Origin of the sequence: Faecalicatena contorta, from assembly GCF_003149105.1 — a bacterium.
In the GTDB taxonomy this organism is placed as follows: Bacteria; Bacillota; Clostridia; order Lachnospirales; family Lachnospiraceae; genus Muricomes; species Muricomes contortus_C.
Map to the genome: position 1 here is coordinate 609,651 of NZ_QGDS01000001.1, position 25,925 is coordinate 635,575.

Genomic DNA, 25,925 nt, shown 5'->3' on the forward strand with positions numbered 1-25,925 from the left:
TTATACACGTCCTGGTTGTCAGTTATTTTTCACTTTCATGGTTATAACTGCTGATATTATAAGAGAGCTTCAATAAACTATCAGCCAAATGCACACTCTCTACGATTACATTCTCCGGCAAAATCAAATCCGTATGCGCAAAATTCCAAATTCCCTGAATACCGCCTTCCACCAGTATGTCGGCTACTTCTACTGCCTTTGACTTTGGAATCGTCAGGGCGGCAATCTCTATCTCATGATGCCTGATGAATGATCTCAGCTCATCCATTCTCCTGATGGGTATCCCGCGTATGGTAACACCCTCCAGCCTTGGATTCACATCAAAAATTCCTTTCAATATAAAACCGCTCTTTTCAAATCCTCCATAGTTAGCAAGAGCTTGTCCAAGATTTCCTGCCCCTATAATGATAATATTATGTGTATGGCTTAATCCTAAAATCTTCCCAATCTCTGTATGCAGATATTTTACATTATATCCATATCCTTGCTGTCCAAAGCCACCAAAGTTATTTAAATCCTGACGAATCTGAGACGCTGTAACATGCATCTTCTTACTCAGATCACTTGACGAGATGCGTTCTACTCCTTCGTCCAGCAATTCTCCCAAATATCTATAATACCTTGGAAGCCTCCCGATTACCGCACGTGATATTTCTCTATCTTCCACTGCTTTTGTCCTCCAAACTTAGTCTACTCCCCATTATATAGAATAGTGCCCATAAAGTCAAATTTTACTTACAGTTCAGCCATGCAAATTTTCAATGATGTTATTGGAGTAATGCGTAATCAAGCTTATGGCTGAACTGCAACAAATTTTCCGGTTGTATTTTATCTTATTTTCGTTATAATGAAATAAGTATGTAAATTTTTAGGTACTTAGGATAACAGGAGGATCGTATGATACTTGCATGTCATAATCTTAATAAATCTTTCGGTGAACAACTTATTGTACGGGACGGCTCTTTTCATATAGAAGACAGGGAGAAAGCCGCACTGGTCGGTGTGAACGGCGCCGGAAAGTCTACAATATTAAAAATGATTGTAAAGGAAGAGCCTTCGGACAGCGGTGAAATTGTACTGACGAAGGGCAAAACTCTGGGCTATCTTGCCCAGCAGCAGAATTTGGAAGATAAACGTTCTATCTACGAAGAGGTGAAAACTGCAAAAGCCGGTATTATCGCGCTGGAGCAGCAGATTCGAACCATTGAAAAAGAATTGAAATCTTTGGAGGGAGAGGTTCTTCAAAACAGACTGGATACTTACCACCGCCTGGTGTCACAGTTCGAGGCGCAAAACGGCTATGCTTATGAAAGTGAGCTGGTCGGGGTTCTGAAAGGGCTTGGATTCCAGGAGGAGGAATTTAATAAACAGACAGATACCTTGTCCGGAGGTCAAAAAACAAGAGTTTCTCTTGGCAAGCTGCTTCTCACAAAACCCGATATACTGCTTTTAGATGAGCCTACAAACCACCTTGATTTGAATTCCATCACATGGCTGGAAACTTATCTGATGAACTATCCGGGTGCCGTGCTCATCGTATCCCATGACAGGTTTTTCCTGAACCGGGTAGTGAGCAAAGTAATCGAGATAGAAAATGGCGCAGTGCATATGTATGCAGGCAACTATAAGGCCTATGCCGATAAAAAACAACAGCGCCGGGATGCGATGATGAAAGAATATCTGAATCAGCAGAAGGAAATCAAGCATCAGGAAGCGGTCATTGAAAAACTGCGCCAGTTCAACCGGGAAAAGTCTATCCGGCGTGCAGAGAGCCGCGAGAAAATGCTGAATAAGATGACATTGGTAGAAAAGCCCCAGGAAGCAGCGCGAGAAATCCACTTTTCCCTGGAGCCGTCCTGTATCAGCGGCAACGACGTATTGAGTGTTGAGGAGCTTTCAAAAAGTTTTGACAGTCAGACTCTGTTCCAGAATGTCAGCTTTGAAATTAAACGCGGTGAGCATGTGGCTGTAATCGGTGACAACGGAACGGGAAAAACAACTCTGCTGAAAATTTTGAATCAGGTCCATCTGCCGGACACAGGTGCTTTCACACTTGGCTCAAAGGTAAAAATCGGCTATTATGACCAGGAACATCATGTTCTGCATGACCATAAAAATATATTTGATGAAATTTCTGGCGACTATCCCTCGCTGACGAACACCCAGATACGAAGTACACTGGCTGCATTCCAGTTTACCGGCGAGGATGTATACAAACGGATTGCAGACTTAAGCGGCGGCGAAAAGGGCAGGGTATCTCTTGCAAAACTTATGCTTTCCGAGGCAAATTTTTTGATTCTGGATGAGCCTACAAACCACCTGGATATCACCTCCAAGGAAATCCTGGAAAGGGCTCTGAATGACTATACCGGCACTGTTCTTTATGTGTCTCATGACCGTTACTTCATTAATCAGACAGCCACCCGGATTTTGGAGCTTGTCAATCAGACTTTTGTAAATTATATAGGCAACTATGATTATTATCTGGAAAAAAAAGAAGAACTGACCGCAGTTTACGCTTCTGCCCCAACCGGATCTCCTTCTCAAAAAACTGGGGACACCTGGCAGACAGAAACTGTATCTGAGGGAAAATTAAGCTGGCAGCAGCAAAAAGAATTACAGGCAAAAGAACGCAAACGCCAGAATGAATTAAAGAAAACCGAGGAACGCATTACTCTTTTGGAGGATAGAAATACAGAAATTGATGAACTTATGACCCGTGAGGATGTCTACTCCAATTCTGTGAAATGTCAGGAACTGGCTTTAGAAAAAGCAGAAAACACAAAAGAGCTGGAAAGCCTCTACGAAATCTGGGGGGAACTGGCATAGTCAGCAGATTGAATTCAGCAAATCAGCGGGGCTGCCGCCTAACAACTACTTTAATTGTTAGGCGGCAGCCCCGCTCTCTTTACTTATGTAACTAGGACTTGGTCTTCTCAAGTCCTAGTTACAAAGTACATCCTGTCGACTTGGGTGGGGTTCTTTCCCACCTTAGTGACATGGATGTCTCCTTATTATTATATTTATAAATATATTTCTTAGTAAATGTTCTGCTTATAATCTCTCCGCAACCGCTTTGATAAATCCTTCGCTGGAAAGAACTGTTGGATTAGGAATCGTTGTAATCAATGCCAGGTCTTTTGTCATGCTTCCTGATTCAATGGTATCCAGGGTAGCTTTTTCGAGTCTGTCCGCAAATTCCATGAGAGCTTCATTTCCATCAAGTTCGCCACGTTTCCTCAACGCTCCGCTCCATGCAAAAATCGTTGCCACAGAGTTTGTGGAAGTCTCCTGTCCCTTTAAGTGGTTATAATAATGACGCTGAACAGTGCCATGTGCTGCCTCATACTCATAATATCCATCCGGAGATACCAGTACTGAAGTCATCATTGCAAGGGAACCAAATGCAGAAGATACCATATCACTCATAACATCTCCGTCATAGTTTTTACATGCCCAGATATATCCGCCCTCTGACTTCATAACACGTGCAACCGCATCATCAATCAAAGTATAGAAATACTCGATTCCTGCCTCTTTAAACTTCCCATCATATTCTGCATCATAGATATCCTGGAAAATGTCTTTAAATGTATGGTCATACTTTTTGGAGATTGTATCTTTTGTGGCAAACCACAGGTCCTGTTTTATATCCAGTGCATAATTAAAACAGCTTCTTGCAAAGCTTTCAATAGACTGGCTTACATTATGCATTCCCTGTACAATTCCTTCTCCTGTAAAGTTATGCACCAGCTCTTTTGTCTGTGTTCCATCTTCCGCAGTGTAAACAAGTTCCACCTTTCCCGGCCCCGGTATTTTCATCTCGGCACCTTTATATACATCACCATATGCATGTCTTGCAATCGTAATTGGCTTCTTCCAGTTTTTCACACATGGCTCAATGCCTTTTACAACAATAGGCGCACGGAAAACTGTTCCATCTAAAATTGCACGAATGGTTCCGTTAGGGCTTTTCCACATTTGTTTCAAGTCATATTCGTCCATGCGGGCTGCGTTAGGTGTGATAGTTGCACATTTAACTGCCACTTTATATTTCTTTGTGGCATTGGCGGAATCAACTGTAATCTGGTCATCGGTCTCGTTTCTCTTCTCCAGCCCCAAATCATAATATTCCGTATTCAATTCAATATGCGGCTCAAGAAGATGATCTTTAATCATCTTCCAGAGAATTCTTGTCATCTCATCTCCGTCCATCTCAACAATAGGGGTACTCATCTTAATCTTTTCCATGTTCTCCTCCAGTCTGCTCATATCCTTGTTTTTTTAGGTTTTGTATGACTTGCATAATATGCTCATTGGCGAGCTGCTCTGCAAGATCCGCATCTTTTTCCCGAATCGCACGTAATATCTGCTTGTGTTCACGTATGGATTTTCTGGCACGTTCCTCTGAAACTACAGAAGTCTTCCGCGCCATCTGGACATATTTATGGAAGTCTGTCAGTACATGTCCGAGAATCTTACTGTTCGAAGCTTCGTACAAAATTGAATGAAACTTTCCATCCAGCTCGGTAACCTGATCCGCGCTGACACCTCCTTCTTTCTTTATGTGAAATTCAGAAAGCAGTATGATTTCATCCAGTTCATCCAACTGTGCCGCTGTGATATTTTCTGTGGCCCACCTGGCGCACAGACCTTCCAGCATAGAGCGGATGATATAGATGTCATCCACGTCCTTTGAAGAAATGCCTGTCACATAGGCACCTTTGTTGGGGACAATCGAAACCAGCCCTTCCAACTCCAACTGCCTGAGCGCTTCCCGCACAGGGGTACGGCTCACTCCCAGTTCCTTTCCAATTGTGTTTTCTCTTAATTCGTCGTGTTCTTTATATTTTCCGTTTAAAATATTTTCCCGGATTTTTTGAAAAACGCGGCCGCTCAGAGAATGGTCCTGATATTCTTCCATGTTATCTTAATTTCCTCCAAAATCAAAGAGTGATATCCAGTTCACTGCATACGCTTTCTATTTTAACAATTAATTCGCTATCTGTCAAAACTGTAACGCGGCCATCCTCATATTCTTTATCCACCCAGTTTTTAATCTCCTGTACAAGCCGGGAGTTTTTATCTACCTGCTTTTCCGCCGCCAGCTTGTAGTATGCATTAATCCAGTAAGCAATTCCTGCAACTCCGGATGTATTAGACACAGAAACAAGTGCCGGGCGGTTCAGGAATTTATCTGTATCAAATATATTATAGATCTCTTCATTTTTCAACATGCCATCTGCGTGAATACCTGCCCTGGTCACATTAAAGTTTCTTCCTACAAAAGGTGTTCTGGAAGGAATATGGTAGCCGATTTCATTTTCATAGTATTCTGCAAGTTCTGTGATTACAGTTGTATCCATTCCGTCTAAGGTACCGCGAAGCTGTGCATATTCAAATACCATAGCTTCCAAAGGTGTATTACCGGTACGCTCTCCAATTCCAAACAAAGAACAGTTTACACCGGAAGCACCATACAGCCATGCTGTAGTGGAATTGTTTACTGCTTTATAGAAATCATTATGCCCGTGGAATTCCATCAGCTCACTGGGAACCCCTGCATGTGTCATGAGGCCATAGATAATGCCCGGAATCGACCTTGGAATCACTGCCCCGGGGAAATTCACTCCATACCCCATTGTATCACAGACACGGATTTTCACCGGAATCTGATACTCTTCCATCAGCTTCATCAATTCCAAACAGAACGGAATCACAAATCCATATATGTCTGATCTTGTAATATCCTCTAAATGGCATCTCGGTCTCACACCAGTATCCAAACACTCTCTTATAACAGACAAGTAATGGTTTAACGCCTCTTTTCTTGTCATTTTCAGTTTGTAAAAAATATGGTAATCAGAGCAGCTCACAAGAATACCCGTCTCTTTCAAGCCAATTTCCTTCACCATTTCAAAGTCTTTTTTATTTGCCCGTATCCAGCTTGTAACCTCGGGAAACTCATAACCTCTCTCCAGACATTTATAAACAGCATCTCTGTCCTTTTTGCTGTATAAGAAAAATTCACTTTGTCTGACTTTCCCCTGAGGTCCGCCTAATCTATGTAAATAATCATATATTGTTACGATCTGCTCCGTTGTGTATGGAGCACGTGACTGCTGCCCGTCGCGGAACGTTGTATCTGTAATCCAAATTTCATCCGGCATATTATGAGGCACAATCCTGTCATTAAAAGCAATTTTAGGGATCTCGTCGTAGCGGAATAAGTTTCTAAATACATTGGGTGCATCCACATCCACAAGCTGATACATATGCTCTTCCAGCTCTAATAAGTTTGTATGCTTGTTTAAAAAGACTTTTCTGTTTTCCATTTTTTCTTTACCTCCTGTATGAAAGCACACCTTATTGAACGTTAATAGTTCAATAAGTATAAGATAACCGCATATACAGTTTCGTGCTTTGTATCCGTGTATAATTGTATACAATTATACACTTTCTGTCAATACGTTAATTTAAGAAAACATCTTGCCTGCAAGATTCTTCTCCGCCTGGTTGGGATAGCAACATCTTCTTTGCCATCTCAGCGCGATCCCCGGTCGTTTTTTTATATAATGGGAAAACACAGTTTCCCATTATATAAAAAAGCGAAACAAATACTAATCCATCTGTTTCGCTTTTTGAATCTTTATATAGGTCCTACAGGATAATTCTTACTTTAAGTACACCTTCTATTTGGGCAATCGCATCCTCTGCTCCTTCGGCTGCTCCTTCCACATCAATCATGGTATAAGCATATTCTTTCTTGCTCTTGTTTGCCATAAGAGAAATGTTCATACCCGCCTTTGCAAAAAAAGCAGTAAACTGCCCCAGCATATTCGGAATGTTGCGGTGCAGGATTGTGATTCTGGCACCTTCTCCCTTTACGCCCATATCACAGTCGGGGTAGTTTACGGAATTTGTGATATTCCCGTTTTTCAGGTAATCAACAGCTTCCCTGACAGCCATTTTTGCGCAATTATCTTCCGATTCTTCTGTGGATGCTCCAAGATGAGGAATCACAATTGCTCCCTTAACTCCGGCAATCTCATGGGTTGGAAAATCTGTGACATAGCATTTTACTCTTCCGGATACAAGTGCATCTACCATATCTTCCCCGTTTACCAGAAGGTCTCTCGCAAAATTCAGAATGACTACATTCTTTTTCATCAGGCTGATGCTGTCCCTGTTAATCATCCCCTTTGTGTCCTCCAGCGCTGGAACATGGATAGTAATGTAATCACATTCTTTATAAATTTCATCCACTGTTTTTGCATGATGGATACATCCTGAAAGTCTCCATGCTGAGTCTACAGAAACATAAGGGTCATATCCATATACCTCCATCCCCAGATGTGTTGCAGTATTTGCCACCATAACACCGATAGCCCCCAGGCCAATTACTCCAAGCTTTTTGCCTTCCAGTTCTGTGCCCGCAAAAACCTTTTTCTTTTTCTCCGTTATTTTTGCAATATCCCCGTCTTCCTCGTTTTCCTGCACCCAGTTAATTCCGCCGATAATATCCCGGGCCGCAAGAAGCATTCCTGCAATAACAAGTTCTTTTACACCATTGGCATTTGCTCCTGGTGTGTTAAATACCACAATTCCCTGTTCAGCACATTTCTCCAGGGGGATATTATTGACTCCTGCACCTGCACGGGCAATCACTTTCAGATTACTGCTAAATTCCATGTCGTGCATCCCGGCACTTCTTACCAGAATTGCATCCGCCTCCCCGATATTTTCTGTCTTTACAAAGTTCTCGTCAAATTTTTCCAATCCTATCTGGGCAATTGGATTCAGGCAATTATATTTATACATTTTACAAGTTCTCCTCTTCAAACTTCTTCATGAATGCAACAAGTGCCTCCACACCTTCATAAGGCATAGCATTATAAATGCTTGCGCGCATGCCGCCTACACTTCTATGCCCTTTCAGGTTCTCAAGTCTGGCTGCTTTTGCCTCCTTCACAAACTTCTCATCCAGTTCCGCATTTCCCGTGATAAATGGTACATTCATAAGAGAGCGGTCTTTAGGCTCAACTGTTCCTTTAAACAACTTACTCTGATCCAGAAAATCATACAAAAGCTTTGCTTTGTTTTCGTTGCGGGCCTTCACAGCCTCCAGGCCGCCCATATTTTTCAGCCACTTGAACACCTTACCGCATATATAGATTCCATAAGAAGGCGGTGTATTATAAAGAGAGTTTTCATCTGCATGTGTCTTGTACATAAGCATGGTCGGTGTACCAGGCAGGACGTCCTCTGTAATTAAATCCTCACGGATGATAACGATAACAACTCCTGCAGGTCCTATGTTTTTCTGTACCCCTCCATAAATCACACCATACTTGCTCACATCAACAGGTTCTGATAAAAAACAGGACGATACATCCGCCACTAGGATTTTCCCTTTCGTGTTTGGCAGCGCTTTAAACTTTGTGCCGTAAATTGTGTTGTTTTCACAAATATAAACATAGTCCGCGTCTTCGGAAATCGTGAGGTCCGAGCAGTCCGGAATATAGGAAAATGTCTTATCTTCTGAGGAAGCAATCTTATTTACTTTCCCGTATTTTGCGGCTTCAGCAGCTGCCTTTTTTGCCCACTGCCCTGTGACAATGTAATCCGCAACCTTATTTTTCATCAGATTCATGGGAATCATTGCAAATTGCTGGGAAGCCCCTCCCTGTAAAAATAAGACCTTATAGTTATCGGGAATATTCATCAGTTCACGCAAATCAGCTTCCGCTGTATCAATAATTTCCTGAAAAACTTTCCCCCGGTGGCTCATTTCCATGACTGACATTCCGGACCCGTTATAATCCAACATTTCTTCTGCTGCTGATTTCAGCACTTCCTCCGGCAGCACTGCCGGACCTGCTGAAAAATTGTACACTCTACTCATCTTTATTCCTCCTGGACTTTTTCTCCATGTCACTTTCATCAAACACTTCACTGATTGCCGCCCCCGGCGCTACCATAGGCCATACCTTCTCATCACTGTCGATTTGACAGTCAATGACTACCGGTTTATTCAGTTTAAGGGCACTTGCAAATGCATCTCTGAATTCCTCCCGGGTAGTAGCACGGATTCCCACTGCTCCCATAGCTTCTGCCAATTTTACAAAATCAACAGCATCATCTAATATGGTTGCGGAATACCTTTTTTCGTAGAACAAATTCTGCCATTGGCGCACCATTCCAAGCACATGATTATTGATGACTACCTGGATGACTGGTATCTGGTGTCTGACGGCTGTTGCAATCTCATTCATATTCATGCGGAAACAGCCATCCCCTGCAATATTTACTACCAGTTTTTCAGGACACCCTGTCTTCGCGCCAAGAGCCGCTCCCAGGCCATACCCCATCGTACCTAAGCCCCCCGATGTAAGGAATGTACGTGGTTTTGTATACCGGTAAAACTGCGCCGCCCACATTTGATGCTGGCCTACCTCTGTGACAATAAGTGCATCACCATTTGTCTGTCTGTAAATTTCTTCCACAACAAAGGGACCGGCTAATACATCCATATGATAACGCAGCGGATACTTTTCCTTGTATTCTAAAATTTGCCCCATCCATTCCAAATGAGACTGCTGCTCCAGCTTTTCATTGACTCTTTTAAGTACCTCCTTGATGTCACCAGCAATTCCTTCCGTAATAATTACATTTTTATTCATCTCTGCTTCATCAACATCAAATTGCAGTATTTTTGCATGCTTTGCAAATCGTTTTGTATTTCCGGTTACCCGGTCACTGAACCGCGCCCCAATGACAATCAGAAGGTCACACTCACTGACTCCAAAATTGGACGTTTTGGTTCCATGCATTCCCAGCATTCCGGTATATCTTTTATCCGTACCTGGAAATGCTCCTTTTCCCATCAAAGTGTCTGTAACAGGTGCATCCACCTTATTCACAAACTCCATCAGTTCATCGCTGGCACCTGAGAGGACAGCACCGCCTCCCACGAAAATGTATGGACGTTTGGCCTTGCTTATCATAGATACTGCTGTGTTTACATCTCTTTCCGAGATGCTTGAAACATCCGCCACTACAGGCTCTATTTTTACAGGCTTATATTCTGTTTTTTCTGCCGTTATATCCTTGGGTATATCAATCAGAACTGGACCCGGGCGGCCCGTCTGTGCAATGCGGAACGCTCCCCGGATTGTTTCTGCCAAATCTGCGGCATTCTTTACAATATAGTTGTGTTTCGTGATAGGCATTGTAATTCCTGCAATATCTATTTCCTGGAAACTGTCCTTTCCCAGCAGGGGAGCCGCTACATTACAGGTAATTGCCACAACAGGGATAGAATCCATGTATGCCGTAGCAATTCCAGTCACCAGATTCGTTGCTCCCGGACCGCTGGTAGCAAAACAGACGCCCACCTTGCCCGTTGCTCTTGCATACCCGTCTGCCGCATGGGCCGCCCCCTGTTCGTGGGAGGTCAGGATATGCCTGATTTCATCACTGTGTTTATATAAAGCATCATATACATTTAGAATTGCACCGCCTGGAAAGCCGAAAACTGTATCCACCCCCTGCTCTTTCAGACACTCAATGACAATCTCTGCTCCAGATATATGCATAATAAAAACCTCCTAATTCTTCTTTGGAACTTCCAGTATAGCACCTCTGTTCCCTGACGTAACCATAGATGCATATCTTGCCAGATATCCAGTTGTAATCTCAGGCTCTCTTGGCTGCCATTTTTCTCTTCTTGCCTCGAGCTCTTCCTCAGAAAGATCTACATCCAGCTTTAATTCCGGTATATTAATTTTGATGATATCCCCTTCTTCTACCAGTGCTATAGGGCCGCCTACCGCAGCCTCCGGAGAAACATGCCCAATGGATGCACCCCTGGATGCACCGCTGAAACGTCCGTCTGTAATCAATGCCACAGATTCACCAAGACCATACCCTGCAATTGCAGAGGTAGGATTCAGCATTTCCCGCATGCCGGGACCCCCTTTTGGGCCTTCATAGCGGATGACAATTACATCCCCGGGGTTAATTTTCCCTGTCTTGATTGCCTCTGTAGCTGCCTCATCACTTTCAAAAATTCTTGCAGGACCTTCATGTACCAGCATTTCAGGAACTACTGCAGAACGCTTTACAACACTGCCGTCAGGAGCAAGATTTCCTTTCAGTACGGCAATACCTCCTGTCTCACTGTAAGGATTCTCAATTGGACGGATAACTTCCGGATTGGTATTGATACAGCCTTCAATATTCTCACCTATTGTTTTTCCGGTAACTGTCATACATTCTGTGTGGAGCAGTCCTTTTTTACTCAGCTCATTCATGACTGCATATACACCTCCGGCCTCATTCAAATCCTCAATGTAGGTGTGGCCTGCCGGAGCCAGATGACACAGGTTGGGAGTCTTCTCGCTGATCGGGTTCGCAAAATCAATTTCAAAGTCCATTCCAATCTCATGAGCGATTGCAGGAATGTGCAGCATGCTGTTTGTGGAACAGCCCAGAGCCATATCCACCGTCAGCGCATTTAAAATAGCTTCTTTGGTCATAATGTCTCTTGGCCGGATATTATTTCTAACCAGCTCCATAACCTGCATGCCTGCATGTTTTGCAAGCTGTATTCTTGCAGAATAAACCGCTGGAATTGTACCATTGCCTTTGAGTCCCATGCCCAGTGCTTCTGTGAGACAGTTCATACTGTTGGCAGTATACATTCCAGAGCAAGAACCGCAGGTTGGACATGCCTTATTTTCAAATTCATATAAATCTTCTTCCGAAATCGTACCCGCCGCATAAGAGCCTACCGCCTCAAACATACTGGAAAGGCTCGTTTTCCCGCCTTTTACTCGTCCGGCAAGCATCGGACCTCCGCTGACAAAAATTGTAGGCACATTAATCCTGGCAGCCGCCATTAATAGCCCGGGCACATTCTTGTCACAGTTAGGAATCATAACCAGTGCATCGAACTGATGTGCCATGGCAAGGGCCTCTGTAGAATCTGCAACCAAATCTCTCGTCACCAGGGAATACTTCATTCCCACATGGCCCATTGCAATTCCATCACAAACAGCAATTGCAGGAACCATAACAGGAGTTCCTCCTGCCATAGCAACACCCATTTTTACAGCTTCTGTAATTTTATCTAAATTGATATGCCCAGGCACAATTTCATTATAGGAACTGACAACACCTACAAGCGGTCTGTCCAGTTCTTCCTGTGTCATTCCCAATGCGTTAAACAGGGAACGGTGGGGTGCCTGCTGCGCTCCTTTTGTCACTCTATCACTTCTCATCATTAAGAACCTCCTTTTTTTATGCCTTAAGGATTTCTTTTATACCATTTCTGGTTTTGCATCCCTAAGAGCGTATTCTCTCTATGCGTGGATGTGAGAGCAAACCTTATCTCCCATCTCACTTGTTCCAATTTGTATGCTTCCTTCGGACATGATATCAATTGTCCGGTATCCTTCTTTTAGTACCTGAGATACAGCACGTTCAATTGCTTCTGCTTCCTTGTCTAAATCAAATGAAAAACGGAGCATCATTGCCGCCGACAAAATGGTAGCAATGGGATTTGCAATCCCTTTTCCGGCAATGTCCGGTGCGGAACCGCCGCTTGGCTCGTAAAGGCCAAACTTTGTGTCATTCAAGCTTGCAGAAGCAAGCATTCCGATAGATCCTGTCACCATGCTGGCCTCATCTGATAAGATATCGCCAAACATGTTTTCTGTCAGAATTACATCAAACTGGGCCGGATCCTTCACCAACTGCATTGCACAGTTATCAACCAGCATATGCTCCAGCACAACCTCCGGGTAATCCGCTGCCACTTCTTCAACAACTTTCCGCCAAAGCCTGGAGGAATCCAGTACATTGGCCTTGTCAACACTCGTCACCTTTTTCCGGCGCTTCATGGCAATATCAAATCCTCTTTTCGCAATACGGCGGATTTCGTTTTCATTGTATGTAAGTTCATCGTAAGCTGTCATTACGCCATCCACTTCAATCGTCTTCCTCTCCCCGAAGTAGAGTCCTCCTGTCAGCTCCCGCATAATCATCATATCAAAACCGTCTGCTATGATTTCCTCTTTCAGAGGGCACGCATCCTTTAATTCACTATATAGAATTGCCGGGCGTAAATTCGCAAACAGGTTCAGTTCCTTTCGAATCTTTAACAATCCGGCCTCCGGCCTCTTTGAAGGCTCAAGCTGATACCAGGGTGAGACCCGGGCATCCCCTCCGATAGAACCCATCAATACTGCATCACTGGCTTTTGCAAGCCGGATTGTCTCGTCTGTAAGAGGCACCCCGTTCACATCAATCGAAGCTCCTCCCATCAGAAGCTGTGTATAGCAGCACTGATGTCCAAATACTTCACTTGTTTTATCGAGAACTTTCATCGCTTCCGTTACAATCTCCGGACCAATACCGTCCCCTTTAATTACTCCAATATTTAGTTTCATATGGATTACTTCCTTCCAAGAATAATAGAATTAAAAATGCTAACTTTTATAATACCGTATTTTCTGCCACGTTTCAACCCTTTAATTCGTAAAAGCGTGAATGGAGAATTCAAAAGATTTTTCCCTTTAGAATAAAGGGTTTGTGAAGCAAACTCTTGCGCCTGCGGTGGCCGCATAGCGACATCTGCCGCTTACACCGCAGTGTGATCCCCCAGAGGGTTTCCTATTATATGAAAAAAAGGTATCCCGAAAGTCATAAAATGACTTAACGGATACCCTTTTGCTATCGGCAACTTCCCTCTACTCCGCGTTTGGCTTTTCTATCTGCGCAATTGCGGATTTTTGCATTGGAATTCTGCAATTCTTATTATTTCCAAACTCTACGATTACATCAGTGTCTGTAATGTCAATGATAACTCCATAAAAACCGCTTGTTGTCAGAGCGGTATCGCCTACTTCCATTGTAGAAAGCATTGCCTGGACTCTCTTTTGCTCTTTCTTCTGAGGACGCATCAGCAAAAACCACATACCGCCAATAATTACAACATAAATTATGATAATACCGCCTGTTCCTGCAAATCCGCCTGAAGCTAATAAACCATTCATTTTATTTCCTCCTACTTTTTACTCTTTACATTCAAGTACACCTCTGCAATACGCCGAGGCTTATCTTTTACGTAGATAGATTAACTATACACAAAATCGGACAATTCTTCAAGTATCTTTTCATATTTTAGGGAAATTAAGGTAACTTTCAAAATCCGGCCTATGACTGAGATGCAGCTAACTTTACTTACAGTCCGGCCATACCGTCCAGTTTTCTCTTCTTATAAGATTTATATTCTCCTGCTTCGATTGCAGCACGTATTTCTTCCATCATGGTGTTATAGAAATAAAGGTTATGGAGAACACAAAGACGCATTCCCAGCATCTCTTTTGCTTTCAGAAGATGCCGGATATAAGCCCGGCTGTAGCTTCTGCATGCAGGACACTGGCACCCTTCTTCTATGGGCTGGCCATCCAGCTCATACCTGGCATTGAAAAGATTTAGCTTCCCATGATTTGTATACACATGCCCGTGTCTTCCATTTCTTGTAGGATATACACAATCAAAAAAGTCCACTCCCCGATCCACACCTTCCAGTATATTGGCAGGGGTCCCTACCCCCATCAGGTAAGTCGGCTTTTCAACAGGAAGATGAGGTACTACCGCATCCAAAATCCGGTACATTTCTTCATGGCTCTCCCCCACCGCAAGTCCGCCGATGGCATAACCCTCCATGTCAAGCTCTGCAATCTGCTTTGCATGTTCAACGCGGATATCTTCGTATACTCCGCCCTGATTGATTCCAAAAAGCATCTGCTCTTTATTAATGGTATCTGGCAGCGCGTTCAGACGTTCCATCTCTGTCTGGCAGCGTTTAAGCCACCTGGTTGTCCTGGCTACGGAATCTCTCATATATTCCCTGTCTGCCACGCTGGAAGGGCATTCGTCAAAGGCCATGGCGATAGTGGATGCCAAATTAGATTGAATCTGCATACTCTCCTCCGGACCCATAAAAATCTTCCGCCCGTCCACATGGGAATGGAAATGGACTCCCTCCTCCTTTATCTTTCTTAAATCTGAAAGGGAAAACACCTGAAACCCGCCTGAATCTGTCAGTATTGGCTTGTCCCACTTCATAAATTTGTGAAGACCGCCCAGTTTTTTTACAACTCCGTCTCCCGGCCGCACGTGAAGATGATAAGTATTAGACAGTTCTACCTGTGTCTTAATTGTATTCAAATCATCTGTGGATACTGCTCCTTTGATAGCCGCCGCAGTTCCTACATTCATAAAAACAGGAGTCTCAATGACTCCATGTACCGTATGAAGACGGCCCCGCTTTGCAAGACCGTCCCGCTTCAGTAATTCGTACATAACCACCTCTTAATCTTAGTTTCAGTTCAGCCATAAGTTTGATTTCTCATAGCTGAACTGTAATTAATAATGCACAACGACCGGGGTCCCTACCGCCAGCATGTTAAATAAAGCTTCTGCCTTATCATAAGGCATATTGATACAGCCGTGAGAACCTACATTAGGAATTTGATTTAAGGAACCTCCAAATGCACTTTGCCATATAGCATCATGGAAGCCAATTCCGGTCCAAGTAATCCGCATCCAAAAGGTAACGGGTGTCTCATATTCCGGCTTTCCTGTCGCAGGGTCAATCTCTCCTACAAGTGTCTTATCCCTCTGGCTTTCCAAAACACTGAATACACCCGGGGGAGTTATCTTTTCTGGAATAGGCTCTCCGGTAACTACATCGGATTCCAGTACAACCGCACCATCTACAATATACCACATATACTGGGCGGATAAATCCACCTCAGCATAAGTATTGCCCCAATCCGCCGCCGCGTGTGCCGCCGCTGTCTGATAGTAAGCCGGTTCCTTTGACACTGTCTCTCCGTTTTTAATACTGTCTGTCAGTGCTACAAATTCGGCATCCTCATCAATAGACCACCCATAGGTGCCGCCGGAAACTTCCGCCACCTTTCCTGTAGGTGTAGTAATCGTTCTCGCTGTTCCTACCGTATCATATTTATCCCCAAATTCTGTAAGCCATGCTTTGACTGCATCTTCCTTAAATATTACATTCATACTGTCATCTACAGAAAGCCATGTAGAAATCAGTGCCTTATCCACAACTTCCGTCTCCTTCATTGTATATGTAATACTGGCTTTACTGTAGTTGTTCATGATATCGCATGCCTTTTTTACTTCCTCAGATTCAGAAGTATACTTAGGCAGTGCATAGCACTTTTCTTTTTCCATGTCCAGTTTTGTTTTAAACTCCGAAATGTACTGATGTACCTTCTCGTTCAATGCATCCATATCCACCGCTGTGCCAATCACTTCCGGCTCAATTACGTATTTTTCTCCGTTAAACTTAGGATATGCTGACTTTGCAGCTATCTGCTCTGCAGTAACCGCCTGAAGGCTCTGAATCTTACTGTCCAGCGCAGACTGGTCGTAAGATACCTCAATGGTTACGTCCGACGAATTTTCAGAAAAAAAGGATGCCGGCCATAAAAACCCATTCTGTTTCCCAAGCGCCTTCACTATGCTGTCATTTTCTTTGTATGCCAGGGATATATCGCTGCCCTCAATTGTATCAGATTTATCATCTTTTTCCAAAACAGTCAGCTTATAACCTTTTACCTGGTCCTTCAAAAATGCCTCCACATCGGCGGCTGTTTTACCTGAAAAGTCGTGACCGTTTATCTTCGTATTTAGTAAAAAGTGGCTATTAAAAAATACGGAGACCCCGATATATGCGAGGAGAAGAACAGCCACAGTGCATCCAAGGATAATCCAGAGTTTTTTCATATTTCTGCCTCGCTTATGCCTGGTTTTCTTATTTTTCTTCCTTGGTTCATCCTCCTCAAAAGCGGCTTCAAGGTCATCCTCATCCTCAAAAACAACTTCAAAATCTTCTCCAAAGGTATCATCCAGGCGGGATTCTCCTTCATCTACTGCAGACAAAGCCTCTTTTTCTGCTTCAGCTCCGTCTTTGACCACATCCTCCGGCTGTACTTCCGTCTCTTCCTCATCGTCATCATCAAGGAAATAATCTTCGTCCTGCTCATCTATTATGTCATCAAGGAAGTTCTCTTCGTCCTGCTCATCTATTGGGTCATCAAGAAAGTACTCTTCATCCCGCTCATCTATTACATCATCATCAAGGTAATTATCTTCAGCAGCTTCATCTATATCATCCAGATAGTAATCTTCATCCATTTCTTTCTCTTTTGAGTTAAAATCGTCTGGCTCTTTTATGTTCCTTTCGCTCATTTAGTGTTACTCCCTCTTTTTTTCTCAATATCTAGCCCACATTATATTACGAAATAAGAAAAATGTACAGTGAAATGCATGAATTTTAAGAAATTGTTACAGTTCAACCATAAGCTCGATTTTGCCCCAAGGGTACCGTCCTTGCTAAGCAACCACATTACGGTTGCTAACCAACGACATGCGCTTCGTTCCATCTCGCTTTGGCAGAGCGCCAAATAAATGTCCAGGGATAACTGCATACACAAGCAAGCTTTCTCCTACAGCTATCCCTGGACATTTGCATGGCTGAACTGTAACGGTAAATTAATGATTGCACCTTTATATAACTTCTTATATAATAAGTCTATGTGTAAAAAGAAAGGAGTATTTCTATGAGCGGCTCAACATTTGGTAAATTATTTCGTGTAACAACATGGGGGGAATCCCATGGTTTAGCTATAGGTGCTGTTGTGGACGGCTGTCCAGCTGGTCTTTCTCTCTGTGAAGATGATATACAGATTTTTTTTAACCGGAGAAAGCCGGGTCAGAGCAGATATACAACAATGAGAAAAGAAACGGATCAGGTAGAGATTTTATCTGGTGTATTTGAAGGGAAGACTACAGGAGCACCAATTTCTCTTATAGTCCGCAATCTGGACCAGCGTCCCAAGGATTATGGAAATCTGGTAAATACTTACCGCCCCGGACATGCAGACTTTACTTTTACAGAAAAATACGGTATCCGTGACTACCGCGGAGGCGGCCGTTCTTCTGGCCGGGAGACTATCGGGCGTGTGGCAGCGGGAGCTATTGCTTCCTTATTGTTAAAGGAAATGGGAATTAAACTTACGGCATACACAAAGTCTGTAGGGCCGGTAGTCATTTCTCCGGAAGATTACCATTTTTCACAAATTACAGAAAACAGTCTGTATATGCCCAACAATGAGGCGGCTGCAAAAGCAGCTTCTTATCTGGATACCTTAATCAAAAGTCTGGACTCCTCCGGCGGTACGATAGAATGTGTGGTAACCGGTCTCCCTGTGGGGCTTGGAGAGCCTGTATTTGATAAACTGGATGCAAACCTTGCAAAAGCTGTTATGTCTGTAGGCGCTGTAAAAGCTGTGGAAATCGGGGATGGTACCAGTGTTGTCACATCCACCGGCAGTAAGAACAATGATCCTTTCTGCATTGCAGACGGCAAGATAACAAAAAAGACAAACCACTCCGGCGGTATACTGGGGGGGATGAGTGACGGCTCCACCCTTTTACTCCGCGCTTCTGTGAAACCTACCTCTTCCATTGCCCAGATGCAGAATACGGTAACAGAATCTGGTGAGGAAGTAGAACTCTCCATTCACGGACGCCATGATCCTATCATTGTACCCCGTGCAGTCGTTGTGGTAGAATCTATGACGGCCCTCACACTGGTAGATCTGCTTCTGGAAAACATGACCAGCCGTCTGGATAATGTAAAAGCTTTTTATACGGAGGAAAAGAATGTCCAATAAGTTAATTGATATTGTAAACATCACAAAATCATTTGATGAAAATGTAGTTTTGGATCAGCTGAATCTCTATATCCGTGAAAATGAATTTCTTACACTTCTGGGGCCAAGCGGCTGCGGAAAGACTACTCTTCTTAGAATTTTGGGCGGCTTTGAGCTTCCGGATTCCGGAGATATTATTTTTGACGGCAGAAATATCAACAGCCTGCCGCCGAACCGCAGACAGTTAAACACCGTATTTCAGAAATATGCCCTCTTTTCCCATATGTCTATCGCAGATAATATTGCTTTTGGCTTAAAAATCAAAGGGAAAACAAAAGGCTACATCCAGGATAAGATCCGGTATGCTTTAAAACTCGTGAATCTGGAAGGCTATGAAAACCGCACTCCAGATTCTTTAAGCGGCGGTCAGCAGCAGCGTATCGCTATCGCCCGCGCCATTGTCAATGAGCCAAAGGTTCTCCTTTTGGACGAGCCCCTTGGCGCCCTGGATTTGAAACTGCGCCAGGACATGCAGTATGAACTGATACGTTTAAAAAATGAACTGGGTATTACTTTCGTCTATGTCACCCATGACCAGGAGGAGGCCCTGACGATGTCTGACACGATAGTGGTCATGAATCAGGGATATATCCAGCAGATTGGGACCCCGGAAGACATCTATAATGAACCGCAGAACGCCTTTGTTGCAGATTTCATCGGTGACAGCAATATTCTTCCGGCTACTATGGTCGAGGATAAAGTGGTAAAAATGCTGGGGGCAGTATGGCAGTGTGTAGATATAGGATTCGGAAAAAACAAACCGGTAGATGCAGTCATCCGTCCCGAAGACATTGATCTGGTAAAGCCGGAAGAAGGAATTATTGAGGGTGTGGTTACCCACCTGATTTTCAAAGGAGTTCACTATGAAATGGAGGTTCTGGCAAACAACTATGAACTTCTGGTACACAGTACCGATATGTTTCCTGTAGGAACCGAAGTTGGAATTAAAGTAGATCCCTTTGACATTCAGATTATGCAAAAACCGGAATCTGAAGACGAGGAGGCCGCCGGAGTTGAAGAGTAGAAAATTATTAACCGGCCCTTATTTGTTCTGGGCAGCGTCCTTTATTATCATTCCCCTTCTCATGATTGTCTACTATGGATTGACAAACAAAGAAAGAAATTTCACATTGCAGAATCTTGCACAGATTACAACTCCTGAGAATTTAAAAGCTCTGGGGCTGGCTCTTCTGCTCTCTTTTATCAGTACCCTGATCTGCCTCGTACTTGCATATCCTCTGGCTATGATTCTTTCCGAAAAAAATGTAAACCAGAGCAGTTTTATTGTGCTGATTTTTATTCTGCCTATGTGGATGAATTCTCTTCTGCGCACACTGGCATGGCAGAACCTTCTGGAGAAAAATGGAGTGATTAATCTGATTCTTGGATTTTTCCACCTACCGGCACAGACTCTGATAAATACGCCTTATGCGATTATTCTAGGCATGGTATATAACTTTCTGCCTTTTATGGTGCTGCCTATTTATAACGTGCTTTCTAAGATTGACAAAGATGTTATCTTTGCCGCCCGTGATTTAGGAGCCAGCACTTTACAGACTTTCCTGAGAATCATCATGCCTCTCAGCATTCCGGGAATCATCAGCGGAATTACGATGGTATTTGTGCCTTCTCTGACCACCTTTGTAATCTCAGATTTGCTGGGTGGAAGTAAAATACTTTTAATTGGAAATGTCATTGAGCAGGAATTTAAACAAGGAAGTAACTGGAATGTGGGTTCCGGTCTTTCTCTTGTTCTCATGATATTTATTATTGCAAGTATGGCATTGATTGCAAAATACGATAAAGATGGGGAGGGAACTGCATTTTGATTAAGAACACTGCAAAACGTTTTTATCTGACATTGATATTTATTCTGCTTTATGCCCCCATTGTCACTTTGGTCGTTTTATCCTTTAACAGCTCCAAGACCCGCGCAAAATGGGGCGGCTTTACAGGGAAGTGGTATATCACCCTTTTCCAGGACCAGTATATCATGAATGCACTTTACACTACACTGATTATTGCTCTGGTTTCCGCTTTAATTGCAACAATTATTGGAACAGCTGCTGCTATCGGTATCCAGGCAATGAAGCCAAGGTTCCGCACCTTCACTCTGGGCGTTACTAATATTCCCATGCTGAATGCGGATATCGTCACAGGGATATCCCTGATGCTCTTATTTATTGCATTTCAGTTTTCTCTGGGATTTAAAACAATTTTATTGGCACACATTACCTTTAACATTCCCTACGTTATTTTAAGTGTCCTGCCCAAACTCAAGCAGACAAGTAAAAGTACCTTCGAAGCTGCGCTGGATTTAGGTGCCTCACCAGTCTACGCCTTTTTTAAGGTTGTGTTCCCGGATATCCTTCCAGGTGTCTTTTCAGGATTTTTACTTGCTTTCACCATGTCTCTGGACGATTTTGTCATTACACACTTTACAAAGGGGCCGGGAGTGGATACACTTTCTACCAAGATATACAGCGAAGTACGAAAGGGAATCCGTCCGGAAATGTATGCCCTTTCCACCATCATGTTTATTACAATGCTGGTATTGCTCATGCTGGTAAACGCGGCGCCGGAAAAGAAAGAAGCCCTCTCTGCCAAACGTCTGGAAATCAGAAGGAAGCATAAGGTTTCCCGGTTTATTGTCCGGAAGCTGGTTCCAGCCGCAATTGTGGTTGTCATTATTGCAGGAGGTTTCTTCTATGGCTCTCAAAGCAGCACAGCAGGAAACAACCAGGTCATTGTCTATAACTGGGGCGAATATATAAATCCGGAAGTGCTCACTGTGTTTGAAGAAGAAACAGGCATTCATGTCGTTTATGAGGAGTATGAGACAAACGAGATTATGTATCCGAAAATTCAGTCGGGGGCTATTGCATATGACGTGGTCTGTCCGTCGGACTATATGATACAGCGTATGATTGAAAATGATTTGCTGGCAGAAATTAACTTTGATAATATCCCAAATATCAAATACATTGATAGTACCTATCTGAATCAGGCTCGGCAGTTTGATCCCGAAAACAAATATTCCGTCCCCTACTTGTTCGGTACCGTGGGAATTTTGTACAATAAAACGATGGTGGACGAACCGGTAGACAGCTGGAGTATTCTGTGGGATGAAAAGTATGCAGGCAATATTCTGATGCAGGACAGTGTCCGCGATGCTTTCGGTATTACACTTAAGTATTTGGGATACTCTTTGAACTCTACTGATTTGGATGAATTGGAAGCTGCGAAACAGATGCTCATAAAACAAAAGCCTCTTGTACAGGCTTATGTCATTGATCAGGTACGTGACAAAATGATAGGAGGCGAAGCAGCACTTGGTGTAATTTATTCCGGAGAAGCACTTTATACACAGACAGAAAATTCAGACCTGGAATATGTCATTCCAAAAGAAGGTTCCAATCTCTGGATTGATTCATGGGCTATTCCCAAAAATGCGGAGCATAAGGAAAATGCGGAAGCATTTATCAACTTCCTCTGCCGCCCGGATATTGCAAAAATGAATTATGATTATACCACCTATTCAATTCCTAATTCTGAGGGAAGAAAGCTCATAGAAGATGAGCGGCTGCGAAACAGTCAAATTACATTCCCCGGCCCGGAAGAGCTGATTAACTGTGAGACATTCCAGTTCCTGGGAGATGATAACGATGCATTATATAACCGTCTTTGGAGAGAAGTAAAGTCAAAATAAACACTCTGCTTATGCAGCATAAGGCTTTGTATTTTAAAGCCTTATGCTGCAAAGCACAACCTGCTGGCTTAGTGAGGTTCTTTCGAACTTAGCAGCATGGTTGTTTCCATTGTCCTTTGAACTGTAACATATCTCTTTATCCATACTTTCTACTACACATTAAAGCATCCGCCTCCGATAAATTCCCTTAATAGTGAATTGGTAGGCACCGGCTCGCTTCCAATCCCCACAAAATAATCAAAAAATTTCAGCAGCCGCTTTGCTTCTACATACTCAGGACAGTCTTTTCCCATTCCAAACAGAAGGGGCTCTACATATTGCTTTAATACTGCCAGTTCATAGAGCAGTGAAGAATTAAACATTACATCAGCTTCCTCCTGATAAGGAAAGATGTTCTGCTCCTCCCCTCTTCTGACAGAAGGCCACATGGCAATGGTATTCCGTGCCGAGGTTCCCCGTGTTCTTGCATCCCTCACAATACGGCGTATCAGCCTTCCGTCTGTAGATGGAATCCGGTTATGCTCGTCAATATTAAGCTGAGTCAGGGCGCTGATATAAATTTTAAACTGGCTGTCAGAATCCAAAGATTCCGTCAATCCAGGATTCAGGCAGTGAATTCCCTCAATCACGAGAATATCCTGCTCGCCCAGCTTCTTGGGATTTGCATCATACTCCCTTTTTCCTGTCTTAAAATTAAATATAGGCAGATGAACTTCTTTTCCGGTCAGAAGGTCCTGCATATCTTCATTAAACTTATGGACATCAATTGCCTCCAGGCATTCAAAGTTGTAGTTTCCGTTTTCATCTCTTGGAGTCAGCTCTCTTTCCACGAAATAATTATCCACTGCTATGGGATGGGGACTCATACCATTTACTCTGAGCTGGACAGATAAACGATGGGAAAATGTGGTCTTTCCTGAAGATGACGGACCTGCAACAAGCACAAATTTTATATCTGGTTTTTCTGCGATTTGTTTTGCTATCTCACTAATCTGCCGTTCCTGATATGCTTCCTGCACCAGTACTACTTCACTCATATTCTGTCTGGTCACCATATCATTCAGGGCACCAACGGTGTCAATCCCCTGTAAATCTCCCCACTGAATCGACTTTTTCAATACCTGGAAGAGTTTCGGTCTTGGTTCAAAGGGGCCCACCGTCTCAGGTGCTTTCAGAGTAGGCATTTGAATAATAAATCCTCCGTCATATAAGTGAAGGGAATAATATTTCAGATATCCGGCATCCGGCACCATATACCCGTAATAATAATCCTCAAATTCATTCATGCTGTATATATTAACTTTAGATACACGCCTGTATTCAAAGAGCCGCTCCTTGTCATACATGCGGTGCTTTCTGAAAAGCTCTACCGCCTCACTTGTATGAATAGAGCGTTTTTGAATGGGGATTCTTTCCTCTGACAGTTTTCTCATACGTGCGTCTACCAATTCCAGAAAATCCTGGTTCAGTTTCACATCTCCTTCCACCGTACAATAATAACCTTTGCTCAGGGAAAAGTGAATTCTGACTCTCTCTACTTTGTCATGTCCACCTACATCATGTACTGCTTTCACAAGCATAAAACAGAGACTCCGCTTATAAGTCTCATATCCAATTGCATCTCCGGTCGTAATAAATTGTATTTCGCAGTCTGTTTCCAGCGTTTTATCCAATTCCTGTAAGTGAAATTGATTCACAAAAACCAGCACAATCTGATGTGCATATTTTTCCTGAAAATCTTCTGCTATCTTCTGATAAGTAACCCCGGCCGCATATTCTTTTGTTTCATTCCCAATCTGCACTGTGCAAGTTCTTGTTTTCATAAACTTTCCTTGTAACTGAACTGTTACTTTTCCTTTCTTAAACTATTTGAAATGGATGCAAAACCGGAGCCATTACTACACGCAGGCCCGGAAGCTTTTTCTGCAGGAATTCTTTCATATCTTCCATGAAAATATATTCTGTTCCATAATGTCCTGCATCAATTACTGAAAGACCCTGTTCCACCGCATCCAGCCCATCGTGATGTCCAATATCTCCTGTGACCAGCACATCTGCCCCTTTTCTCAGTGCCGGAGCTATGGCACTCTTCCCGGAGCCAGGGGAAACAGCCAGTCTGCAGACCCTTTTATCCGGACTGCCAAATACTTTCACTGAATCTAATTTTAGTTTATTCTTCACATACACACAACATTCCTCAAGAGTCATGTCCCCTTTCAGGGTCCCTGCACGTCCAATTCCCTGGCAAACTCCATCTTCTTCTAAAGTGGGATCCAGAACTTCCGCTTCTTCCAGCTCAAGGATTCTTCCGGAAAGTGCTGCCATGCCGAGGACATCATAGTTTGTATGCATTGCATAATAAGAAATATCGCTTTGAATCAGCTTTACAATTCTCCTGCCCACAAAATCTTCATCCGTTATACTTTTCAGGGGAGAAAAAATCAGCGGATGATGGGTAATCAGCATATCTGCGCCTGCTGCCTCCGCCTGGAGAATCACCTCTTTTGTGACGTCCAGCGCCAGATATACACAGCCAACCTCTTTCTCACTTCTGCCTGCCAGCAGGCCCACATTATCAAAATCCAATGCCGCCGACTTTGGATAAGCTGCCTCTATTACTTTTATAATTTCCTTACAAAGCATAATATTCCAACCCCTTTTCCGTATCCGCCAATTCCTGCTCCAATTCTTTCATGCGCCGCTTTGCATGAATACTGTCCTGCATCCTTAAACTTTCCAGTATCCCTGTTTTCAATGCCTTTTCTCTCTCCAAAAATTGCTTCAGCACAGGATTTTTCCCCCGGAGCAGGTATTTTCCATATTGTATTTCTGTTTCTGTCCAAATGTCTTCCGAGGACTGTACGGAATCCCCTATTTCCTCGGGGGTTCTTATTTTTGTATTATGTATCTTTGACCGGGGGGGCTTTACCTTCATCATAGGATAAAACTTCCCTTCATCAAAGACCATATCCTCCTCTATAAACAAAAAACCTTCCTGTAAAAGAAAGGCCCTGACTTTTGCAATTTCAGACTGCGGCTGCAAAATACATTCTTTCAGGCTCACTGTCACATTCCAGTCTTTTTTCAAAATTTTTATAATGAGCGTGCCGCCCATCCCGGCAATAACTGCCGAATCAGCCTCCCCGGAGGAAAGCTCTGCAAATCCATTGGAAAGCCGCAGTTCAATCTTATCTGACAGCCCGCTTTCCAAAACATGCTCTTGGGCACGCATCAGCGGCCCTTCATTAATATCCATTGCAACAGCCTGAGGAATCCGTCCTTCTTCCATAAGGTATATGGGGATATAGGCATGGTCTGTGCCTATATCCGCCATTTTATATCCGGCGCTCACCATATTGGCGACTGCCTGCATTCTTTTTGTCAGTTCCATCTCA

The 25,925-nt window shown here is 43.3% G+C and carries 20 protein-coding genes; 5 read left to right on the top strand and 15 right to left on the bottom strand.

What is annotated here, in order from left to right:
* Positions 1 to 22: 22 nt before the first annotated feature.
* Positions 23 to 667, bottom strand: coding sequence for a redox-sensing transcriptional repressor Rex (locus A8805_RS02910; protein ID WP_109708689.1), 645 nt, complete (start codon positions 665 to 667; stop codon positions 23 to 25).
* A gap of 230 nt (positions 668 to 897) precedes the next feature.
* Here A8805_RS02910 and A8805_RS02915 point away from each other — a divergent pair, with 230 nt between their 5' ends.
* Positions 898 to 2,829 (top strand): ABC-F family ATP-binding cassette domain-containing protein, encoded by a 1,932-nt coding sequence (locus tag A8805_RS02915; protein ID WP_109708690.1) that lies wholly within the window; start codon positions 898 to 900, stop codon positions 2,827 to 2,829.
* Between the two features lie 225 nt (positions 2,830 to 3,054).
* Here A8805_RS02915 and A8805_RS02920 read toward each other — a convergent pair whose 3' ends face one another.
* From A8805_RS02920 to A8805_RS02970, 11 genes are all read right to left on the bottom strand, one after another.
* The gene (locus A8805_RS02920) at positions 3,055 to 4,251 is read right to left on the bottom strand and encodes an NADP-dependent isocitrate dehydrogenase (RefSeq protein WP_109708691.1); all 1,197 of its coding nucleotides are present in this window, start codon (positions 4,249 to 4,251) and stop codon (positions 3,055 to 3,057) included.
* Positions 4,238 to 4,924, bottom strand: a complete 687-nt coding sequence (locus tag A8805_RS02925) for a GntR family transcriptional regulator (protein WP_109708692.1) — start codon at positions 4,922 to 4,924, stop codon at positions 4,238 to 4,240. The genes A8805_RS02920 and A8805_RS02925 overlap by 14 nt, the downstream gene beginning before the upstream one ends.
* A gap of 22 nt (positions 4,925 to 4,946) precedes the next feature.
* The gene (locus tag A8805_RS02930; protein WP_109708693.1) at positions 4,947 to 6,335 is read right to left on the bottom strand and encodes a 2-isopropylmalate synthase; all 1,389 of its coding nucleotides are present in this window, start codon (positions 6,333 to 6,335) and stop codon (positions 4,947 to 4,949) included.
* Between the two features lie 325 nt (positions 6,336 to 6,660).
* Positions 6,661 to 7,821, bottom strand: coding sequence for a phosphoglycerate dehydrogenase (locus A8805_RS02935; protein ID WP_109708694.1), 1,161 nt, complete (start codon positions 7,819 to 7,821; stop codon positions 6,661 to 6,663).
* 1 nt (position 7,822) lies between these two features.
* Positions 7,823 to 8,905, bottom strand: coding sequence for a 3-phosphoserine/phosphohydroxythreonine transaminase (gene serC / locus A8805_RS02940; protein WP_109708695.1), 1,083 nt, complete (start codon positions 8,903 to 8,905; stop codon positions 7,823 to 7,825).
* Complete coding sequence (gene ilvB, locus A8805_RS02945) at positions 8,898 to 10,598, bottom strand: biosynthetic-type acetolactate synthase large subunit (RefSeq protein ID WP_109708696.1); 1,701 nt, start codon at positions 10,596 to 10,598, stop codon at positions 8,898 to 8,900. The genes serC and ilvB overlap by 8 nt, the downstream gene beginning before the upstream one ends.
* A 12-nt stretch (positions 10,599 to 10,610) precedes the next feature.
* Positions 10,611 to 12,284, bottom strand: a complete 1,674-nt coding sequence (gene ilvD, locus A8805_RS02950; protein WP_109708813.1) for a dihydroxy-acid dehydratase — start codon at positions 12,282 to 12,284, stop codon at positions 10,611 to 10,613.
* 81 nt (positions 12,285 to 12,365) lie between these two features.
* Positions 12,366 to 13,454 carry a 3-isopropylmalate dehydrogenase gene (gene leuB / locus A8805_RS02955; protein ID WP_109708697.1) on the bottom strand — a complete coding sequence of 363 codons (1,089 nt, stop codon included), beginning with the start codon at positions 13,452 to 13,454 and terminating at the stop codon, positions 12,366 to 12,368.
* Positions 13,455 to 13,754: 300 nt separating this feature from the next.
* Positions 13,755 to 14,060 (bottom strand): preprotein translocase subunit YajC, encoded by a 306-nt coding sequence (yajC, locus tag A8805_RS02960; RefSeq protein ID WP_109708698.1) that lies wholly within the window; start codon positions 14,058 to 14,060, stop codon positions 13,755 to 13,757.
* A gap of 187 nt (positions 14,061 to 14,247) precedes the next feature.
* A complete protein-coding gene (tgt, locus tag A8805_RS02965) occupies positions 14,248 to 15,375 on the bottom strand; it encodes a tRNA guanosine(34) transglycosylase Tgt (RefSeq protein ID WP_109708699.1) in 1,128 nt (375 codons plus the stop codon).
* 63 nt (positions 15,376 to 15,438) lie between these two features.
* On the bottom strand, positions 15,439 to 17,295 hold the full coding sequence (locus A8805_RS02970; RefSeq protein ID WP_330405711.1) for a L,D-transpeptidase family protein: 1,857 nt from the start codon (positions 17,293 to 17,295) through the stop codon (positions 15,439 to 15,441).
* Positions 17,296 to 17,666: 371 nt separating this feature from the next.
* On the opposite strand from A8805_RS02970, the gene aroC reads away from it, so the two are divergent.
* From aroC to A8805_RS02990, 4 genes are read left to right on the top strand one after another with little or no spacing between them, the layout of a single operon-like run.
* A complete protein-coding gene (gene aroC / locus A8805_RS02975; protein WP_109708700.1) occupies positions 17,667 to 18,782 on the top strand; it encodes a chorismate synthase in 1,116 nt (371 codons plus the stop codon).
* A complete protein-coding gene (locus tag A8805_RS02980; RefSeq protein ID WP_109708701.1) occupies positions 18,772 to 19,845 on the top strand; it encodes an ABC transporter ATP-binding protein in 1,074 nt (357 codons plus the stop codon). The genes aroC and A8805_RS02980 overlap by 11 nt, the downstream gene beginning before the upstream one ends.
* Positions 19,835 to 20,650, top strand: coding sequence for an ABC transporter permease (locus tag A8805_RS02985; protein WP_109708702.1), 816 nt, complete (start codon positions 19,835 to 19,837; stop codon positions 20,648 to 20,650). Before A8805_RS02980 ends, A8805_RS02985 begins: the two co-directional genes overlap by 11 nt.
* Positions 20,647 to 22,530 carry an extracellular solute-binding protein gene (locus tag A8805_RS02990; RefSeq protein ID WP_109708703.1) on the top strand — a complete coding sequence of 628 codons (1,884 nt, stop codon included), beginning with the start codon at positions 20,647 to 20,649 and terminating at the stop codon, positions 22,528 to 22,530. The genes A8805_RS02985 and A8805_RS02990 overlap by 4 nt, the downstream gene beginning before the upstream one ends.
* Positions 22,531 to 22,682: 152 nt before the next feature.
* Here the strand turns inward: A8805_RS02990 and A8805_RS02995 are convergent, their stop codons facing one another.
* The 3 genes from A8805_RS02995 to A8805_RS03005 are packed head-to-tail and all read right to left on the bottom strand — an operon-like array spanning position 22,683 to position 25,921.
* Positions 22,683 to 24,353, bottom strand: coding sequence for a nucleoside kinase (locus tag A8805_RS02995; RefSeq protein WP_109708704.1), 1,671 nt, complete (start codon positions 24,351 to 24,353; stop codon positions 22,683 to 22,685).
* A 37-nt stretch (positions 24,354 to 24,390) separates the two neighbouring features.
* The gene (locus tag A8805_RS03000) at positions 24,391 to 25,173 is read right to left on the bottom strand and encodes a Nif3-like dinuclear metal center hexameric protein (RefSeq protein WP_109708705.1); all 783 of its coding nucleotides are present in this window, start codon (positions 25,171 to 25,173) and stop codon (positions 24,391 to 24,393) included.
* On the bottom strand, positions 25,163 to 25,921 hold the full coding sequence (locus tag A8805_RS03005; protein WP_109708706.1) for a class I SAM-dependent methyltransferase: 759 nt from the start codon (positions 25,919 to 25,921) through the stop codon (positions 25,163 to 25,165). Before A8805_RS03005 ends, A8805_RS03000 begins: the two co-directional genes overlap by 11 nt.
* Positions 25,922 to 25,925 lie beyond the last annotated feature (4 nt).